Origin of the sequence: Pantoea sp. EKM10T (genome assembly GCF_011800685.1) — a bacterium.
GTDB lineage: Bacteria > Pseudomonadota > Gammaproteobacteria > Enterobacterales > Enterobacteriaceae > Pantoea > Pantoea agglomerans.
In genome coordinates this window covers 385,219-403,084 of sequence record NZ_JAALEU010000002.1, presented here as the reverse complement: position 1 = coordinate 403,084, position 17,866 = coordinate 385,219, and the positions used below count along the sequence as shown (strand labels likewise).

The 17,866-nt window shown below is 57.3% G+C and carries 21 protein-coding genes; 10 read left to right on the top strand and 11 right to left on the bottom strand.

Annotation, left to right across the window (positions count from 1 at the left end):
• Positions 1 to 15: 15 nt before the first annotated feature.
• A complete protein-coding gene (gene mntR / locus HFD95_RS05470; protein WP_010254350.1) occupies positions 16 to 474 on the bottom strand; it encodes a manganese-binding transcriptional regulator MntR in 459 nt (152 codons plus the stop codon).
• A gap of 253 nt (positions 475 to 727) precedes the next feature.
• On the opposite strand from mntR, the gene HFD95_RS05465 reads away from it, so the two are divergent.
• Positions 728 to 919, top strand: a complete 192-nt coding sequence (locus HFD95_RS05465; protein ID WP_122458979.1) for a hypothetical protein — start codon at positions 728 to 730, stop codon at positions 917 to 919.
• A 240-nt stretch (positions 920 to 1,159) separates the two neighbouring features.
• Here the strand turns inward: HFD95_RS05465 and ompX are convergent, their stop codons facing one another.
• A complete protein-coding gene (ompX, locus tag HFD95_RS05460; RefSeq protein WP_010254344.1) occupies positions 1,160 to 1,672 on the bottom strand; it encodes an outer membrane protein OmpX in 513 nt (170 codons plus the stop codon).
• 368 nt (positions 1,673 to 2,040) lie between these two features.
• Here ompX and rhtA point away from each other — a divergent pair, with 368 nt between their 5' ends.
• From rhtA to glnQ, 5 genes are all read left to right on the top strand, one after another.
• Positions 2,041 to 2,955: a threonine/homoserine exporter RhtA gene (gene rhtA, locus HFD95_RS05455; RefSeq protein ID WP_167429925.1), complete on the top strand. Its 915-nt coding sequence runs from the start codon at positions 2,041 to 2,043 to the stop codon at positions 2,953 to 2,955.
• 326 nt (positions 2,956 to 3,281) lie between these two features.
• A complete protein-coding gene (gene dps / locus HFD95_RS05450; RefSeq protein WP_010254336.1) occupies positions 3,282 to 3,785 on the top strand; it encodes a DNA starvation/stationary phase protection protein Dps in 504 nt (167 codons plus the stop codon).
• Positions 3,786 to 4,104: 319 nt separating this feature from the next.
• A complete protein-coding gene (gene glnH, locus HFD95_RS05445) occupies positions 4,105 to 4,851 on the top strand; it encodes a glutamine ABC transporter substrate-binding protein GlnH (RefSeq protein WP_010254333.1) in 747 nt (248 codons plus the stop codon).
• Positions 4,852 to 4,929: 78 nt separating this feature from the next.
• The gene (gene glnP / locus HFD95_RS05440) at positions 4,930 to 5,589 is read left to right on the top strand and encodes a glutamine ABC transporter permease GlnP (RefSeq protein ID WP_022625976.1); all 660 of its coding nucleotides are present in this window, start codon (positions 4,930 to 4,932) and stop codon (positions 5,587 to 5,589) included.
• On the top strand, positions 5,586 to 6,308 hold the full coding sequence (gene glnQ, locus HFD95_RS05435; protein ID WP_010254327.1) for a glutamine ABC transporter ATP-binding protein GlnQ: 723 nt from the start codon (positions 5,586 to 5,588) through the stop codon (positions 6,306 to 6,308). Before glnP ends, glnQ begins: the two co-directional genes overlap by 4 nt.
• A gap of 79 nt (positions 6,309 to 6,387) precedes the next feature.
• Here the strand turns inward: glnQ and rlmF are convergent, their stop codons facing one another.
• Complete coding sequence (gene rlmF, locus HFD95_RS05430; RefSeq protein WP_010254323.1) at positions 6,388 to 7,320, bottom strand: 23S rRNA (adenine(1618)-N(6))-methyltransferase RlmF; 933 nt, start codon at positions 7,318 to 7,320, stop codon at positions 6,388 to 6,390.
• Positions 7,321 to 7,461: 141 nt separating this feature from the next.
• Here rlmF and HFD95_RS05425 point away from each other — a divergent pair, with 141 nt between their 5' ends.
• Complete coding sequence (locus HFD95_RS05425; RefSeq protein WP_060679830.1) at positions 7,462 to 8,094, top strand: flavin reductase family protein; 633 nt, start codon at positions 7,462 to 7,464, stop codon at positions 8,092 to 8,094.
• Between the two features lie 3 nt (positions 8,095 to 8,097).
• On the opposite strand, the gene hutH is transcribed toward HFD95_RS05425, so the two are convergent.
• Genes hutH through HFD95_RS05400 form a run of 5 tightly spaced genes read right to left on the bottom strand, consistent with a single transcriptional unit; the run spans position 8,098 to position 12,729 of the window.
• Positions 8,098 to 9,615, bottom strand: coding sequence for a histidine ammonia-lyase (gene hutH / locus HFD95_RS05420; RefSeq protein WP_167429924.1), 1,518 nt, complete (start codon positions 9,613 to 9,615; stop codon positions 8,098 to 8,100).
• Positions 9,612 to 10,406: an ABC transporter ATP-binding protein gene (locus HFD95_RS05415; protein ID WP_010669728.1), complete on the bottom strand. Its 795-nt coding sequence runs from the start codon at positions 10,404 to 10,406 to the stop codon at positions 9,612 to 9,614. The genes hutH and HFD95_RS05415 overlap by 4 nt, the downstream gene beginning before the upstream one ends.
• A gap of 2 nt (positions 10,407 to 10,408) precedes the next feature.
• Positions 10,409 to 11,140 carry an ABC transporter permease gene (locus HFD95_RS05410; RefSeq protein ID WP_010254311.1) on the bottom strand — a complete coding sequence of 244 codons (732 nt, stop codon included), beginning with the start codon at positions 11,138 to 11,140 and terminating at the stop codon, positions 10,409 to 10,411.
• 8 nt (positions 11,141 to 11,148) lie between these two features.
• Positions 11,149 to 11,868, bottom strand: coding sequence for an ABC transporter permease (locus tag HFD95_RS05405; protein WP_137240949.1), 720 nt, complete (start codon positions 11,866 to 11,868; stop codon positions 11,149 to 11,151).
• Positions 11,869 to 11,880: 12 nt separating this feature from the next.
• The gene (locus HFD95_RS05400) at positions 11,881 to 12,729 is read right to left on the bottom strand and encodes a transporter substrate-binding domain-containing protein (protein WP_167429923.1); all 849 of its coding nucleotides are present in this window, start codon (positions 12,727 to 12,729) and stop codon (positions 11,881 to 11,883) included.
• Positions 12,730 to 12,923: 194 nt separating this feature from the next.
• Here HFD95_RS05400 and HFD95_RS22205 point away from each other — a divergent pair, with 194 nt between their 5' ends.
• Positions 12,924 to 13,058 (top strand): hypothetical protein, encoded by a 135-nt coding sequence (locus HFD95_RS22205; protein WP_256378162.1) that lies wholly within the window; start codon positions 12,924 to 12,926, stop codon positions 13,056 to 13,058.
• Here HFD95_RS22205 and hutG read toward each other — a convergent pair.
• Together hutG and hutI are read right to left on the bottom strand one after the other, a co-directional pair.
• On the bottom strand, positions 13,045 to 13,836 hold the full coding sequence (hutG, locus tag HFD95_RS05395; RefSeq protein WP_167429922.1) for an N-formylglutamate deformylase: 792 nt from the start codon (positions 13,834 to 13,836) through the stop codon (positions 13,045 to 13,047). The two genes, HFD95_RS22205 and hutG, sit on opposite strands and share 14 nt — an antisense overlap.
• Positions 13,833 to 15,050 (bottom strand): imidazolonepropionase, encoded by a 1,218-nt coding sequence (gene hutI, locus HFD95_RS05390; protein WP_010669724.1) that lies wholly within the window; start codon positions 15,048 to 15,050, stop codon positions 13,833 to 13,835. The genes hutG and hutI overlap by 4 nt, the downstream gene beginning before the upstream one ends.
• Before the next feature lie 81 nt (positions 15,051 to 15,131).
• Between hutI and HFD95_RS05385 the strand changes: the two genes are divergently transcribed.
• Together HFD95_RS05385 and HFD95_RS05380 are read left to right on the top strand one after the other, a co-directional pair.
• Entirely contained in the window at positions 15,132 to 16,487 is a 1,356-nt protein-coding gene (locus HFD95_RS05385; protein ID WP_167429921.1) for a formimidoylglutamate deiminase, read from the top strand.
• The gene (locus HFD95_RS05380) at positions 16,484 to 17,026 is read left to right on the top strand and encodes a HutD family protein (protein WP_167429920.1); all 543 of its coding nucleotides are present in this window, start codon (positions 16,484 to 16,486) and stop codon (positions 17,024 to 17,026) included. The genes HFD95_RS05385 and HFD95_RS05380 overlap by 4 nt, the downstream gene beginning before the upstream one ends.
• Here HFD95_RS05380 and hutC read toward each other — a convergent pair.
• Positions 17,010 to 17,765 carry a histidine utilization repressor gene (hutC, locus tag HFD95_RS05375; protein WP_010254300.1) on the bottom strand — a complete coding sequence of 252 codons (756 nt, stop codon included), beginning with the start codon at positions 17,763 to 17,765 and terminating at the stop codon, positions 17,010 to 17,012. The two genes, HFD95_RS05380 and hutC, sit on opposite strands and share 17 nt — an antisense overlap.
• Positions 17,766 to 17,866: the final 101 nt, after the last annotated feature.

Genomic DNA, 17,866 nt, shown 5'->3' with positions numbered 1-17,866 from the left:
AGGTACGCCTTAGCGTTAGCGGGTTTCGGAGAATTTCTTAAATACGGCCAGCGTTTCATCACTGACGTGATGCTCAATACCTTCTGAATCACGTCGGGCAGTTTCGGGACTGATGCCTAACGCCAGCAGAAAACTTTCAACAATGTGATGACGGGCGCGGCTCTCCTCTGCCAGTTTCTCCCCTTCACCGGTCAGGAAGACACCGCGGTAAGGCACCTGCTCAACCAGCCCGGCACTGCCAAGCCGCTTCAGCATTTTCGCTACGGTAGGTTGTGAAACGCCCAGGCGGGCCGCCATATCAACCTGACGCGCTTCGCCAAATTCACCAATCAAATCAGAGATTAACTCAACGTAGTCATCAATTAATTCCCGACGATGCGCTTCACGCACCTGCCGAAAACCTTCGACATGCTCTTCAATATCTTTCAGTGGTCCTTTTGGCGCAGAAACCACGCTTTTAGCACGACGACTCATTCAGCTTCCTCATTATTTTTTCCCGTACTGTCACTGCTGTACGGATTTAGCTGCGCTCATTGTAAACCAGCCGCAAAGAAGCTCAAATTTTTCGTCATTAGCCTTGGCTAAAGGATATAGCCAGTGCTATATTTGACGATAATGTAAGCAGCAAAAGAGCGATCCCTGATGATCCTCTGTTGCTCCGGTGATGATGACGCCTCTCACCGCAGGCTGCTGACTACCGCGTCGACAATGATTGGGAGGTGATTCTATGAGCACCCTGAAATGTTGCTTAGATTGCAGTAAATGCTTCCAGGCTGAGAAGAAAACAACCACGGAGATGAAATCCTGGCTGTGCCTGCTGACGCGTTCACCGTTCACACTGCGTCTGATGTTGCTGGAAAAACTGCTGGGCCATAAGTCTGACGATCGTCGCTGTGAGAATCTCATCTGGCGCGGCTAATCCTGATTCTATGCCTTTCAGCCGCTGGCTGAGAGGCGCACTCTCCCTTTCTGCTCTCTCTTTTTCCTGTTTCCCCATCGAATCAATATGACCTGCGGCTTCAACCAGCATGGCTGCTGATCGGCTACAGCGATCCGGAAAAGTCGGGAAACGTGCAGATACGAGAGAAGGGTGAGTAAATCAGCACAATAAAAAACGGCCCACAAGGGGCCGCTTTTTTGCAGGTCAGCTAAGCTAAACTTAGAAGCTGTAACCTACGCCAGCAATCCAGGTGCCAACGTCAACGTTACGGATACGGCTCTGCTCGTAACCAACGTCAACTGCGAAGTCCTGAACTGGGTTAAACTGCAGACCTGCGCCGTAAGAGAAACCTACGTCGCTTGAATCAGTTTTATCGCGTGATGAAGTATCGTTCTGCTGGAATTTACCGTAGCCGATACCCACAACACCGTAGATGCTTGCCCAGTCGTTCAGACGGAAAGCAGGACCACCGGTCACACCGTAGTACTGGCCTTTGTTATAAATGCCAGAATCGGTGTTATCTTTTTCTGTGTAGGTGAATGAACCGATCCAACCCAGTGGGTTAGAACCGTCTTCGTAGCGGTATTTCAGGTTGAAGCCGTTAGCTTTGTTAGCTACGCCCTGATAGTCGCTCTGAGCATAGCCACCAGTTACGGTGCTCTGTGCCATTGCTGAACCTGCAGATACTGCCAGTACACAGGCTAATGCTGAAAGACATGCAATTTTTTTCATAACCACCTCAAATGTGAAAATACTTCTCTCCTGACAACGCTGAAAATATAACAAAAAATAGCGAGAAACTCTGCCCGGATTTTGTTGTCTAACAGAATGTTTGGTGTAACAGGAAGTTAATGCGACAACCTATGTCATTCATTTTTCTTATAAAATCCGTCATCTTTCTGTAATAATCATTTTGTGCTCATTTCGTTCTTTAAGTTAAATCCTAAAAAAACCTGACATTTCTTTACCTAAATGGCCCTGATTCTGGCCAAAAATCGCTCAGTTGAGAGAAATTTAAAACCCCATTCCGTGATTTTTTGCCTGCTATTTCCTTTACACTGGCTGACTCATTACGTTGATGACCAGGAAAAGTACACAGGATGTCTGCCTCTCCCGCTTCTAAAAACCTTGCCCCGATAGTGATGCCGATTGCCGTGCTGCTGATTGCGATGCTGTCGCTTCAGGGCGGTGCTTCGCTGGCGAAAAGCCTGTTTCCTGCCGTTGGCGCTACCGGCATCACCGCGCTGCGTCTGGGCTTTGGCACCCTGATACTCTGTATTATCTTCAAACCCTGGCGTTTACGCTTTAGCCGGGAGCAACGTCTGCCACTCCTGATGTATGGACTGGCGCTGGGCACAATGAATTTCACGTTCTATCTGGCGATTCGTACCGTGCCGCTGGGTGTGGCGGTGGGACTGGAATTTACCGGCCCACTGGCGCTGGCGCTATTCGGATCGCGACGGCCACTGGATTTTGTCTGGGTGCTGCTGGCCGTGATTGGTCTATGGTTCCTGCTGCCTTTTGGCACAGGCATGACTGCGATTGATCCGCTGGGCGCTGCGCTGGCAGTGAGCGCAGGCGCCTGCTGGGCGATCTATATCCTGGCGGGACAGCGGGCAGGCGCAGAACATGGCCCGGCGACAGTAGCTATCGGGTCGCTGATTGCCTCAGTGATTTTTGTACCGCTGGGGCTGACGTTCGCAGAAAGTGGCATCTGGACATGGGCCGTTATGCCGATCGCGTTGCTGGTTGCCCTGCTCTCCAGCGCCATCCCCTATTCGCTGGAGATGATCGCCCTCACCCGCTTACCGGCGCGCATCTTCGGCACGCTGATGAGTCTGGAACCCGCCATGGCTGCCTTTTCCGGCATGCTGTTTCTGGGGGAAACCCTGACCGGACTTCAGTGGCTGGCGCTGCTGGCGATCATCATCGCCTCGGCAGGTTCAACGCTGACCATGCGGCCGAAAAAGAGTCAGTTAAACAGCGTTGAATTATCAGACAATATCCAAAAATAAACGCTATCCGCCCCGCCTGCTGGCGGGGCTAAATAATAATCATGCTCATCATGAGAATTATTCCTAATCTTCGCTCCTTCCTGAGTTGCCTATTTTGAAACAGACACTTACCAGTTATTTACATAATAGAATAACAACATGATTTAAATAGCTATTTATTTTATTTTATATTTTAACATGGCATTAACCTTCTTAGCCCAGCTCTGCTCTGACTAAAGACGCACGCTATTTCATCCATCGACAAAGTCGTTTCTGCAAAGCTGAAAAGCGCTGCTATACTTATCCGGTACTTGATTAGGACAACCATCAAAGAGAGGACTGAAACGATGAGTACCGCTAAATTGGTTAAAACTAAATCTTCTGACCTGATTTATACCCGCAATGATGTGGCCGAAGACGATAAAAAAGCCACCATCGCGGTGTTAAACCGTCTGGTAGTCGAGTTTATTGACCTGTCATTGATCACTAAGCAGGCGCACTGGAACATGCGCGGTGCTAATTTTATCGGTGTGCATGAGATGCTGGACGGCTTCCGCACCGCGATTACCGATCATCAGGATACTATTGCCGAGCGTGTGGTTCAGCTGGGTGGCGTGGCGCTGGGCACCACGCAGGTCGTTAACGATACGACTCCGCTGAAGAGCTATCCGCTGAATATTCACAGCGTTCAGGATCATCTGAAAGCGCTGGCAGACCGTTACAGCGTTGTCGCGAATGACACCCGTAAAGCGATCACTGAAGTAAAAGACGAAGATACCGCTGATATCTTTACTGCGGCATCACGTGACCTTGATAAATTCCTGTGGTTTATCGAAGCGAACATCGAATAAGACTCAATGCAGTCTGTCAGGCGGGGAAACCCGCCTTTTTTACGTCTGTGTTACCGCATTTTTATGACCCTGTTAACAGTTCTTCCCTCCTCCGCTTCACAGCCTTAACATCTGAGGCACACTACCGCTTGCACCAAAACAGCCACCTGCACCAAAACTGAGCACCAAAATAGTGCAATGGCAGAATTAACTGCAAAATCGTGTCAGCTATGTTATTTAACTCTCTGATTTCGCGGATTTTGCAAAGTTGGCATAATTCTTTCATATGACAAGCCGCAAACGCAGGCCCTGCCGCCTGGTAGTAAAAAAAGGAAAAATGATGAAGTCACTGTTAAAAGTTTCTGTGGCCGCGCTGGCGCTGGCCTTCTCTCTCTCTTCCACTGCAGCAGACAAGAAGCTGGTCGTCGCCACGGATACCGCCTTTGTTCCGTTTGAATTTAAACAGGGTGATAAATATGTCGGCTTCGATGTGGATCTGTGGGATGCCATTGCGAAAGAGCTGAAGCTCGATTACACCCTGAAGCCAATGGACTTCAGCGGCATTATCCCTGCACTGCAAACGCGCAATGTCGATCTGGCACTGGCGGGTATCACCATTACCGAGGAACGTAAAAAAGCGATTGAGTTCTCTGACGGCTATTACAAAAGCGGTCTGCAGGTGATGGTGCGTAACAATGAAAACGACATCAAAGGCATCAGCGATCTGAACGGTAAAGTGGTCGCAGTGAAAAGCGGCACCGGCTCCGTGGAATACGCGAAAGCCAACATCAAATCCAAAGATCTGCGTCAGTTCCCGAATATCGACAGCGCCTATATGGAGCTGGGCACCAACCGTGCGGACGCCGTGCTGCACGACACGCCAAACATCCTTTACTTCATCCATACCGCCGGTAAAGGCCGCTTTAAAGCGGTAGGCGATTCAATTGAAGCGCAGCAGTATGGTATCGCCTTCCCGAAAGGCAGCGACGATTTACGTGAAAAAGTAAACGGCGCACTGAAAACCCTGAAAGAGAACGGCACCTACAACACGCTCTATAAAAAATGGTTTGGCACTGAACCTAAATAATAATTTGACCGTTATCTGATTTCAGCAGGGAAACTTTTTCCCTGCTTTTTTCCATCGCAACATATCTGGAGTGACACCATGGAGTTTGACTGGAGCGTCATCTGGCCCGCCATGCCAGCGCTGCTTGAAGGCGCTAAACTGACCTTAATTATCTCAATTATTGGACTGGTTGGCGGCCTCTTCATCGGCCTGGTAGCGGGCTTTGCCCGCGCTTACGGTGGCTGGATCACCAATAACATCGCACTGGTGTTTATCGAAATCATTCGCGGCACCCCTATCGTGGTGCAGGTGATGTTTATCTATTTTGCTTTGCCGATGGCGTTCCCCGACCTGCGTATTGATCCCTTCAGCGCGGCGGTGGTAACCATCATGATTAACTCCGGCGCTTACATTGCCGAGATTACTCGTGGTGCCGTGCTGTCGATCAACAAGGGCTTCCGCGAAGCCGGACTGGCGCTGGGCCTGTCGAGCCGCGAGACGCTGCGCTACGTGATTATGCCGCTGGCGCTGCGCCGTATGCTGCCACCGCTGGGCAACCAGTGGATTGTCAGCATCAAAGATACTTCGCTGTTTATCGTTATTGGTGTGGCTGAACTGACTCGTCAGGGTCAGGAGATTATTGCCGGTAACTTCCGCGCACTGGAAATCTGGAGCGCCGTCGCGATTATCTATCTGGTTATTACGCTGGTGTTGAGCTTTGTGCTGCGCCGCATTGAGAAAAGGGTGAAAATCCTGTGATTGAATTTAAAGATGTCTCCAAGCATTTTGGCCAGACCCAGGTGCTGCACAATATTGACCTGAAGATTAACCAGGGCGAAGTGGTGGTGATTATCGGCCCATCCGGTTCCGGTAAATCAACCCTGCTGCGTTGCATTAACAAGCTGGAAGAGATCACCAGTGGCGAACTGATTGTCGATGGTCTGCGCGTCAATGACCCGAAAGTCGACGACCGCCTGATTCGTCAGGAAGCGGGCATGGTGTTTCAGCAGTTTCATCTGTTCCCACAGATGAGTGCGCTGGATAACGTCGCCTTTGGTCCTATCCGTGTGCGCGGTGCCAGCAAAGAGGCGGCACGCCAGCTGGCGCGTGAGCTGCTGGGCAAAGTGGGCCTCGCCGAACGCGCGCACCACTTCCCGTCTGAGCTTTCCGGCGGTCAGCAGCAGCGCGTGGCGATTGCCCGTGCGCTGGCAGTTAAGCCGAAGATGATGCTGTTTGATGAGCCAACCTCAGCGCTCGACCCGGAACTGCGTCACGAAGTGCTGAAGGTGATGCAGGATCTGGCGGAAGAAGGCATGACGATGGTGATTGTGACGCACGAAGTGGGCTTCGCACAGAAGGTGGCCTCACGGCTGATCTTTATCGATAAAGGGCGGATTGCGGAAGATGGCGATCCCGACAGCCTGATCAGCAACCCACCGAGCGAGCGTCTGCGCGAATTCCTGCAGCACGTCTCCTGATCAAAACGGGCCGCATCGCGGCCCGTTCTATTTTACTCTTCGCCCACAGATACACCTGTTACCCATGTAAAGCGACACCTCAGTTCCCCAGGCGACTCAGCAGTTTAGTGCGCTGGGCGGCAGGCATAAAACTCCACGCCAGGAAGCGACTCTGCTTCTGACCCTGCGCCATATTAACCACCCGCATCTCCGCCACGTCGAGCGCCTGCAGCTGTTTTTCCAGCGCCGGTAAGTTCTCTTTGCGCGACACCAGCGAGGTAAACCAGCCGATCTGACGACTAAACGCCACGCTCTCGGCGATCATCTTGCCGATAAAGCCCTTTTCGCCACCGGGATACCATAATTCATTGTGCTGGCCGCCAAAGTTGAGCGGCGCACTCTTATCCAGTCCGAGATTGCGGACCTTACGCTGCGATCCCGATACCGCCTCTTCCGCCGAGGCGTGGAATGGCGGGTTACACATCACTGCACTGAAAAATTCAGTTTTACTGACCACACCTGCCAGCACTGCATCGCTGTTTTTCTGACGACGCAGACGGATCTGGCGCGTCAGGCGCGGATTGGCCGCAACAATGCGGTTAGCGGCTTTGATGGCGGCTTCATCGACTTCGGTGCCGGTAAAGCGCCAGCCATATTCTGCCGCGCCAATCAGCGGATAGATGCAGTTTGCACCGCAGCCGACATCCAGAACGTCCGCCGTCGGGATCACGCCGTTGTTATCCAGCGCCAGCAGATCGGCAAGGTAGTGCAGATAATCGGCGCGTCCCGGCACGGGCGGGCAGAGTGAGCCGGGAGCCAGCTGCCAGTCGATGTCGTAAAATAGTTTGATCAGCGCCTGGTTCAGCAGCATCACCGCCTCCGGGTCCGCGAAATCCACGGACTGCACGCCATACCCATTGGGCCGGACTTTGGCTTTCAGCGGCGGATGGGCAGCGGTTAACGCGGCAAAATCGTATTCGCCCTGATGGCGATTGCGGGCGTGGAAAGGCGACGTGCTGGCTGACTTTTTCATACGTTCTCTCAATTATTCAGGCGCGCGTACAATACGCTGTAGGCGGCGGAAAATAAACCCGCACCATCCGCTTACCTCTTTCCGATTCCGTCGGGCGATGCTGTCGGGCTAAGATAAATAAAATTCCCTGCTGGAGAAGTTATGACCCGGAAACGCTATTCCTATCAACCCCGTGCTGGTCACGGTCTGCCGCACGATCCGCTGAACGCCATTATCGGGCCGCGCCCGATCGGCTGGATTAGCTCAGTGAGCAGCAGCGGCCAGCACAATCTGGCACCTTACAGCTTCTTTAACTGCTTCAACTATCATCCGCCGATTATCGGTTTCGCCAGCAGCGGCTGGAAAGACAGCGTGAGAAATATTGCTGAGACCAAAGAGTTTGTCTGGAACCTGGCGACCCGTCCGCTGGCGGAAGCGATGAACGAAAGTTCCGCCTCGCTGCCTGCCGATCAGGATGAGTTCGCCTTTGCCGGTTTAACGCCGCTGGCGGCTTCTCAGGTCAGCGCCAGTCTGGTGGCAGAGAGCCCGGTCAACTTCGAGTGCCGCCTGACGCAACTGATTCAGCTGCAGGATGCCAGCGGCAATCTGATCGACAGCTGGCTGGTGCTGGGTGAAGCGGTGGCGATTCACATCGATGAATCGCTGCTGGAAGAGGGCATTTATCAGACCGCTAAAGCCGAGCCGATTATGCGCGCGGGCGGCCCCAGCGCCTATTACGGCATCAGCGAAGCGCAACGTTTTGATTTAGTCCGTCCGGACGCGCGCCGCAGGTAATCCTCAACCCACAAGCGCATCGGCCCGGTGCGCTTTAATCTGAGCTACCGCGCAGGCGATGTCGGGTGCCAGCCAGCGATCCTGCTGCCAGCGCTCAACAACCTGCCGCAAATGCTGCCAGGCGCGCCGCGTGCCTGCTGCCAGCTGTGACTCACCGTGAAACTCCAGCGCCTGCGCCGCCAGCAGATACTCAATCGCGATAATGTGATCAACATTGCTGACCAGTTTCAGCAGCTTCAGCGCCGAGCCGGTGCCGAGGCTCAGATGATCCTCCTGTAATCCTGAAGTGACATAGTTATCAAGCACCGCAGGCTGCGCCAGCTGACGGTTCTCCGCGCAGAGTGATGCCGCCACGTACTGCGCAATCATCATGCCGGAATTGACGCCCGGCTCGGCGACCAGAAATGGCGGCAGGCCGCTGACCAGCGGATTCACCAGCCGATCAAGCCGTCGCTCGGCGATGCTGCCCAGCTCCGCCATCGCAATCGCCAGCAGGTCGCAGGCCATTGCCACCGACTCGCCATGCGGATTGGACTGTGACACCACGCGCCAGGCCTGCGGCGTCCCCAGCACCAGCGGATTGTCGGTACAGGCGTTGAGTTCGGTCTCCACCTGACGGACAGCGTGGCTAAACTGATCGCGACAGGCGCCGTGCACCTGCGGCATTGAGCGCAGACTGAGTGCATCCTGAGTGCGGATGCCAACGCTGGCTTTCAGCAGCGGGCTGTCACTCAGCAACTGGCGCAGTCGTTCGCCGCTGCGCTGAATCCCCGGGCTGGCCTTCAGCGCCAGCACCTCAGGGTCAAACGCCACCAGCTGACCGCGCAGCGCCTCAAAGCTCATCGCACCGGTGACGTCTGCCCAGTCCAGCAACCGTTCGGCATCGTCCAGCGCCAGACAGGCTAAGCCAGTCATGCAGGGCGTGCCGTTGACCAGGCTCAGCCCCTCTTTGGCGCCAGGCCGGTAAGCGGCTAATCCCGCCTGGGTTAGCGCCTGCTGCGCCGGAACGATTTCGCCCTTCCACTCCACCTCGCCGATGCCAATCAGCGCCAGGCCGATATGCGCCATGTGGGTCAGATATCCCACCGATCCCTGCGACGGTACCTGTGGCGTAATCTGCAGGTTTAGCAACGCCAGGAGATGTTGCACCAGCGCCACTGAAACACCCGATTTGCCGTGACTGTAGTTCGCAATCGCAGCGCACAGAATGGCGCGGACCTCAGGTTTTGCCAGCACCGGCCCGACGCCACAGGCATGACTCAGCAGGGTATTGCGCGACAGCTGGCTCAGCTCATCTTCAGACAGGGTGATGTTGCACAACGCCCCCAGCCCGGTATTGATGCCATAAGCCACCTGCCCCGCCGCCACGATATTACCGACGATTTCACGGCTCTGAGCAATGCGCTGCCAGGCACTGTCGCTCAGCGTCAGGGTGGCGCCGTGCCGGGCGACCTGCACCAGCGCCTGCCATTTCAGCGGGCCATCGCCCCAGACCAGCGTCTGACGTATTACGTCGCTCATACCACCGGCTCCACCTGATGATGACTGGAGATAAACTGCTTAAAGCGCGCCGATCCCGCCTCGCCAAACATCGCCTCTGGCGTGCCCTGACAATCAATAGTGCCCTGATGCATAAACACCACCCGGTTAGAGACGTTGCGGGCAAAACCCATCTCATGGGTCACCACCAGCATGGTGCGGCCCTCTTCCGCCAGGCTGCGCATGACCTTCAGCACCTCGCCCACCAGTTCCGGATCGAGTGCCGAAGTTGGCTCATCAAACAGCATCACCTCCGGGTCCATTGCCAGCGCCCGGGCGATCGCCACCCGCTGCTGCTGACCGCCTGAAAGCTGGGCGGGATAGAAATCTTTGCGATTCAGCAGACCGACCCGATCCAGCAGCTGTTCCGCCTGGGCAATACAGGCTTTTTTATCGCGCCTGAGGACGTAGTGCGGCCCTTCAATGACATTCTGCAGCACCGTCAGGTGCGACCAGAGGTTAAAGCTCTGAAACACCATGCCGAGCCGGGAGCGCAGCCGCTCAATCTGACGCGGATTAGCCGCCAGCTGGTGTCCCCGGGCATGGCGCTTCATCTCAATGGTTTCACCGCCCACGCTGACCACGCCCGCGTCAGGCGTCTCAAGCAGATTAATGCAGCGCAGCAGCGTACTTTTTCCCGAGCCGCTGGCACCGAGTATTGAGATAACATCGCCCTGGTGCGCCTGCAGCGAGATGCCTTTCAGCACCTCCATGGCGCCAAAGGATTTATGGATATCGCTGGCCGACAGCGTGACGGGTGGCAATTCAGACATGTTTATTTTCCTCCAGGAATCGGCTTAGCGGCCGGTAACGGCTTTTTTTCCGGTTTATGAACCGGCGTCAGACGCCGCTCCAGCAGGGCATACAGTTGCACAATGATGAAGTTGAGGATCAGGTAGATTGCCGCCGCACAGAGAAACACCTCCATGGTGCGGTAAGTACGCTGGATAATCTGCTGCGCTACCCCGGTGACATCCCAGACCGTGACCAGACTGGCCAGCGCGGTCGACTTCACCAGCAGAATCGCCTCGGTGGAGTAAGCGGGCAGCGCATAACGCAGCATCACCGGCGCGATAATGCGCCGCAGCAGCAGCCCGCGTGACATGCCGCACGCCATCCCCGCCTCCACCTGACCGGGCGGCACAGCCAGCAGCGCGCCGCGCAGGATCTCCGCGGTGTAGGCGGCGGTGCAGAGCGATAGCGCCAGCACCGCACAGGTAAAGGGCTCACGCAGAAACGGCCAGAAGAGACTGTGCCGGATCACACCAAACTGCCCCAGACCGTAGTAGATCAGGAACAGCTGGATCATCAGCGGCGAGCCGCGAAACACCAGAATGTAGCCACGGGCAAAAGCACTCAGCAGACGCCAGCGGCTCATGCGCAGCGCCAGAATACCCACCGCCAGCACGCCGCCGCACAGAAAGGCGCTGATAAACAGGCCCAGCGTAACCGGCAACGCGGCGCTGAGTTTCAGGAAGGTGTCAGTGAGGAACGCGAAATCGATCATAAGTCTCCTTAATGCTGTGCAGCGGTGCGGCTTTGCCAGGCGCGACCAAGACGGGATTCAGCCCGCAGAAAGGCGCGGTTCGACAGCAGCGTCAGCAGCAGATAACAGGCACCGCCCACCAGATAAAAGGAGAAGTAATCACGGGTGGAGCCGGCCGCAATCTGGCTGGCCCGCATCAGCTCGACAATGCCGGTCACTGACACCAGCGCCGAGTCTTTCAGGCTCATCTGCCAGACGTTTGACAGGCCGGGCAGCGCATAGCGCGCCACCTGCGGCAGCAGGATGCGTTGCCGGATGCGCCAGCGCGGCATACCAATAGCGACAGCGGCTTCGATCTCCCCTTTCGCCAGGGCCAGCCGTGCGGCACGATAGACTTCCGCCTGGTAAGAGCCGGAAATAAGCCCGATGGCCAGCGCCCCGATCAGAAACGGTGGCGCTTCGATAAAACCGTCCGCGCCAAACAGTTGTCCGATCTGCGTGATCAATCCCGATCCGCCGAAGTAGAACAGGTAGATCACCAGCAGCTCAGGAATGCCACGAAAGATCACCGAGTAGCCTTCCCCTGCCCAGCGCACCGCGCGGTGCGGGGATAACTTTGCAGCGGCAACGCCCGATCCCACTACCGCACCGATCAGCAGCGCGGCAAATGAGAGCAGCAATGTCGTCAGCGTGGCACTCAGAATCAACCGTCCCCAGCCCTCCGGGCCAAAACTCAGCAGGCTTATCATCAGTTACCTCACTCAGGGTGTGACGTCAGTTTTGAACCACTTCTCGCTCAGCTTTTTCACTGTGCCATCGGCCAGCGCGGCTTTGATCGCCTGATCCAGCCGGGCTTTCAGATCGTTGTCTGCCATGCGCACGCCCATCGCCTCGCCCTCACCCCAGATTGGGCCGCCCAGCTGCGGACCGCTAAAGCTGAGGTTACGGTTATCCGGTCGCGCCAGCATCGACTGCGCAAAGGTCACATCGTCAAACACCGCGTCAATACGCCCCGCCTGCAAATCGAGGATCGCATCGGCTGAGCTGGTGTATTCCCGCACATCCGCCACCTCTTTGAAGTACTTGTCGATAAACGGCGTGTAGACGGTGCCGGAGGCGATACCGATGGTTTTGCCCTTCAGCGCCGCTTTCAGGGGTGCGATGGCAGGCTCCACGATTTTCTCATCGTCGGTGAGTTTGATGATCTTTCTGTCGGCAGGCAGCAGCGACCCTTTCACCGTGATGAAGGTGGCGGGCGTTGAGGCGTAGGGCTCGGTGAAATTGATCACTTTCTTGCGCTCGGGGGTGATCACAATTGCATCCATGATCACGTCATATTTTCCGGCATTCAGACCGGCGATCATTCCATCCCAGTTCTGCACCACCAGCTTGCACTGTATTGCCATACGCTGGCAGAGATCGGCCATCAGCTCCGGTTCAAAACCGCCCAGTTTGCCGCCTGGCAGGGTGAGGTTCCAGGGTTCATAACTGCCTTCGGTGGCAATGGTGATCGACTTCCACTCTTTGGCCTGGGCGCTGACGCCACAGAGCAGCAGGCTGGAAACCAGCGTAGTGAGACATAAACGACGAAGAGTCAGAGGGTGCGTCATACGGTTCTCCTGAAAGTAGCGGCCTGGTGATCGCCCTGACGAGATTTAACATAAATTTCACAGGATGATATGTCATGTATATACAAGTTAACGCAGCGCAGTTCATTGCCGGCTTTATCGTTTTGTGAGCCAGACAGAATTTATTACGCAGATGGCGGTGCTGCTGCACTTGTACATACAACCAAGCAAAGGTTATGCCAGCTCTGCAGAGGTGGAAAAAAGCGGCGGGAGTCTGGGAGCGGGCAGGCGACCTGCCCGCCGCTGCACTTAATCAGGGCAGCGATGCACCGGAGTGGCGCATCGCTCTGGTGAGTTTTATTGTGGTTTAGCTTGCGCCAGCATGGCGTGGATCAGTGCCTTCAGCACGTTCTGCAACCGGGCGGCACGCGCCTGCTGCCAGGCGTAAGGCGGGGTTTCATCCATGTAGTTGAGCTGCGCCAGCTCCAGCTGGACCGCCTCAATCTGCTGCTGCGGCTGACCGTAGGCACGGGTGATGTAACCGCCTTTAAAGCGCCCGTTAATCACCCAGCTGTAGTCGTTCTGCGCCGCGCACACGGCCTCCAGCGCCGCACTCATTGCAGGCGTGCAGCTTGCGCCGTCGTTGGTGCCGATGTTGATATCGGGCAGACGGCCGTCAAACAGGCGGGGAATTTCGCTGGCGATAGAGTGGGCGTCAAACAGCAGCGCATAGCCATGCTGCGCTTTGAGCCGCGCCAGCTCCTGTTGGAGCTGCTGATGATAGGGCTGCCAGATCTGATCGATGTAGCCCTGACGCGCCGTGTCGTCGGGTGTTTTGCCTGGCGCAAAGGTCGGTGTGCCGTCGAACAGGGTTTCCGGGAACAGGCCGGTGGTGGCGCTGGTGTAGAGCGGCTGGTTATCGGGCGGGCGATTGAGATCGACCACAAAGCGGGAGTAGCGGCCGATTAACACGCTGGCTCCGAGATCACGCACAAAATCATACAGCAGGGGAATATGCCAGTCGGTGTCGGGTAAGCCGCGCGCGGCCTCACTCAGTCCGGCTTCCACGTCGGGCGTCAGCTCGGTACCGGCGTGGGGAATGCTGACCAGCAGCGGCAGACTGCCCTGGGTAAAATGGAAAGGGTTCATTGCGGTTCTCCACGATAGATAACGGTACAGGGCAGTTCACCACCCAGCCAGTAAACCAGTTCTGCCGGACGGGCCAGCGGCCAGTGAACGAAGTTCGCCACTTTTCCCGCCTCCAGCGAGCCGTGACTGTCAGCCAGCCCCAGCGCTTTTGCCCCCCACAGCGTGACGCCCGCCAGCGCCTCTTCCGGCGTCATGCCAAACAGGGTGCAGCCCATATTAAGCATCAGACGCAGCGATAGCGCAGGCGAGGTGCCGGGATTGGCATCGCTGGCCAGCGCCATCGGCACGCCATAGCGCCGGAAGAGATCTACCGGCGGACGCTGCGTCTCCCGCAGCAGATAAAATGCACCAGGCAGCAGCACCGCCACGGTGCCATGTTGTGCCATCGCTCTGGCATCCTCCTCGGTGGCATATTCAAGGTGGTCGGCAGAGAGCGCCCCATAGCGCGCCGCCAGTGCTGCGCCACCTGACGCCGAGAGCTGCTCCGCATGCAGTTTCACCGGCATGCCAAGCGCCACCGCCCGATCAAACACCCGCGCCACCTGCTGCGGTGAAAAGGCGAGATGCTCGCAGAACGCATCCACCGCATCCACCAGTCCCAGTGCCTGCACCTGCGGCAGCAGCCGTTCGCAGATGATATCGACCCAGCCATCCGGGTCGTGCTTAAACTCCGGCGGAAAAGCATGTGCCGCCAGACAGGTGGCGCGCACGTCAGCAGCTACGCTCTCTCCCAGCAGGCGAATCGCCCGCAGCATCCGCAGTTCGCTCTCTTCATCCAGGCCATAGCCGGACTTGATCTCCACGGTGGTGACGCCCTCTGCCAGCAGGCGGTTAAGCCGCCAGCGAGCCGATGCCACCAGTTCCTCTTCAGTGGCGGCGCGGGTAGCGCGCACGGTTGAGAGGATGCCACCGCCCTGCGCGGCAATCTCTGCATAGCTGACGCCATTCAGGCGCTGTTCAAACTCCTGGCTGCGGTCGCCGCCAAACACCAGATGGGTATGACAATCCACCAGCCCCGGGGTCACGATGCCGCCCGGCAGATGATGATGCTGATCGGCGACGAACGCGGGCATCTCCGCCTGCGGCCCGACCCACACCAGCCTGCCCGCCCGCACCACCAGCGCCCCCTGCGGGATAAGATGGTACTTTCCGTCACGCATGGTGACCAGGTCAGCCCCGGTCCACACCGTCTCTACGCGCATCTCTTCTGCCATCGCTGCCTCATGCCTCCGCCGTTTACACTGTGCCTCAAAGTATGTATATGTATATACAACCACATCCGATGAGGATCAACCATGGCGACTTTTTTTGCCTCGCGTGCCCTGCTGGCGGAGGGCTGGCAGCAGCAGGTGCGTATCACGGTCAATCAGGCCGGTTTTATCGACTCTATTACTCCGGATAGCCACGCTGATCAGGCTATCCGGCTCAACGGCGAGGTGATCCCGGCAATCGCCAACCTGCACTCGCACGCCTTCCAGCGTGCCATGGCGGGTCTGGCTGAAGTAGCGGGCGATCCTCAGGACAGTTTCTGGACGTGGCGGGATCTGATGTACCGCATGGTGCAGCGCCTGACGCCGCAACAGGTGGGCGATATTGCCGCCCTGCTCTACATCGAGATGCTGAAAGGCGGCTACACCCAGGTGGCAGAGTTTCACTACCTGCACCACGACACACAGGGTGCGCCCTACAGTGATGATGCGATGCTGCAACAGCTGATTGAAGCGGCGGAGATCGCCGGTATCGGCCAGACGCTGCTGCCGGTGCTCTACAGCTACAGCGGCTTCGGCAGCCAGCCAGCGTCGGCGGGTCAGAAGCGTTTTATCCAGCAGACCAACCGCTATCTGCAACAGCAGGCGCGGCTTGATACGTGGCAGCAGCAAAGGCCACTGCTGAACCGTGGCCTCTGTTTCCATTCACTGCGGGCGGTGAGTGAAAGCCAGATGCAGGACGTGCTGGCGGCCAGTGATCTGACACTGCCGGTACATATCCATGTGGCTGAACAGCAGAAAGAGGTGAATGACTCGCTGGCGTGGAGCGGCGAGCGTCCGGTGGCCTGGCTGCTGAACCGCTTTGAGGTGGATGCGCGCTGGTGCCTGATCCACGCCACCCATCTGGATGAGAGTGAGCTGGCGCGTCTCGCCCGCAGTGGCGCAGTGGCGGGTCTCTGCCCGACCACCGAAGCCAACCTCGGTGACGGCATCTTTCCGGCAGTGGAGTACATCGCGCAGGGCGGACGCTGGGGCATCGGCTCTGACAGTCACGTTTCGCTGAGCGCCCAGGAGGAGCTGCGCTGGCTGGAGTATGCTCAGCGACTGCGCGACCAGCGCCGCAACCGGATTACCCTGCCCGGCCAGCCGTCGGTAGGCGATCTGCTGTGGCAACAGGCAGCTGCGGGCGGTGCGCAGGCGTGTGGCATTCAGCAGGGCACGCTGGCGGTGGGACAACGTGCCGACTGGCTGGTGCTGCGGGATGAGGCGTGGCTCGGCAGCGTCGGGTCGCACGCCGTCCTCAACCGCTGGCTCTTTGCCGGGCAGCGCGATCAGATTCGGGACGTTTATGTGGCGGGTAAAGCCGTGGTAGAAGATGGGGTGCATCCGCACCAGACGGCGTGTGCCGCCCGCTTTGCTCAGGCGATGGAGACGCTGCGATGATCGCCCGGTTCACATACGCGGAGCTGGCGGTCAGCCGCTGGCGCAACGGCGGCGGCGAAACCCGCGAAATCATCAGCTTTCCACCCGGCGCGGAGCGCTTCGGCTGGCGCGCCAGCATTGCGACGCTGGCGCAGGATGGTCCCTTCTCAGCCTTTTCTGACATTGATCGGGTGATTACCCTGCTGCATGGCGATCCGGTGTTGCTGACCGCGCCGGGCGTGCAGCACTTACTGACGCCTCAGCAGCCCTGGGCGTTTGCCGGCGAACTCGCCTTAACGGCAAAGCTGCAGGGCAGCGTCAGCGAAGATTTTAATATTATGACGCGGCGCGGGAAATGGCAGGCAGCGGTGGAGGTGGTGACCACGCCGGTCAGCACTCTGCATGGCGTTGCCTGGGTGCTGGCTGGCGCCTGGCAGATAGCTGACGGGGAACGGCTGACTGCGCAGCAGGGCGCGTGGTGGGTCGATGAAGAAACAGCACTCAGCCCGTGCGATACCGATGCCCGGCTGCTGTTTACCCGTCTTAACCGTGTCCCCTGAAGCGGCCCAGCAGTTTGTAACGTGAGCCGGGATAGAGCAGCCGCGCATAGGTCACGATTTTAGTGTCGCTCCAGGTCTGACGGCGAATCAGCAGGCAGGGCTCGTGCTCATCCACTGACAGATGTTTACGCTGACGCGCATCGGGCAACACCGCTTCAACAATGTGCTCGCCCGCCGTCAGCGGCGCAACGCGCATCAGATAGGTGTAAGGCGTCATCTGCTGATAATCCTGCGTCAGGTAATCGGGCGCGACCAGCGGATTGACCAGACGGTCCTCCAGCTGCACCGGCAGATCATTTTCGTAATGCACAATCAGCGAATGATAAAGCGTCTGCCCGGTGGTCAGTCCCAGCACCGCCGCCTGCTCAGGATCGGCTTTGTCCTGGCCGATGGCGAGAATTTTGCAGCTGTGCTGATGGCCGCGCTGAGCGATCTCATCGGCGATATTATGCACCTCCAGCATGGCGGTGTAGCCTTTCATCTCCGCCACGAAGGTTCCGACGCCCTGCATCCGCACCAGAAAGCCTTCGCTGGTGAGTTCACGCAGCGCCCGGTTAATGGTCATGCGGCTGACGCCCAGTTCATTCACCAGTTCACTTTCTGATGGCACACGCTGATTCGCTTTCCACAACCCTTCACGGATCTGGCTGACGATGGCCTGCTTCACCCGCTGATAAATCGGGGCAGGCTCATCGCTCATTGCCGCCGCCAGTTGTGCCAGTGCCGTATGCTCAACCATTTGCTGTTCCTTATGCTGAAAGTCCCCTAAGTTTACTGTCTCACCGTGTGAATGTATATACATCCAGTAAGGTGCACGGCGCCCCAATGGTGCAGCCTGCG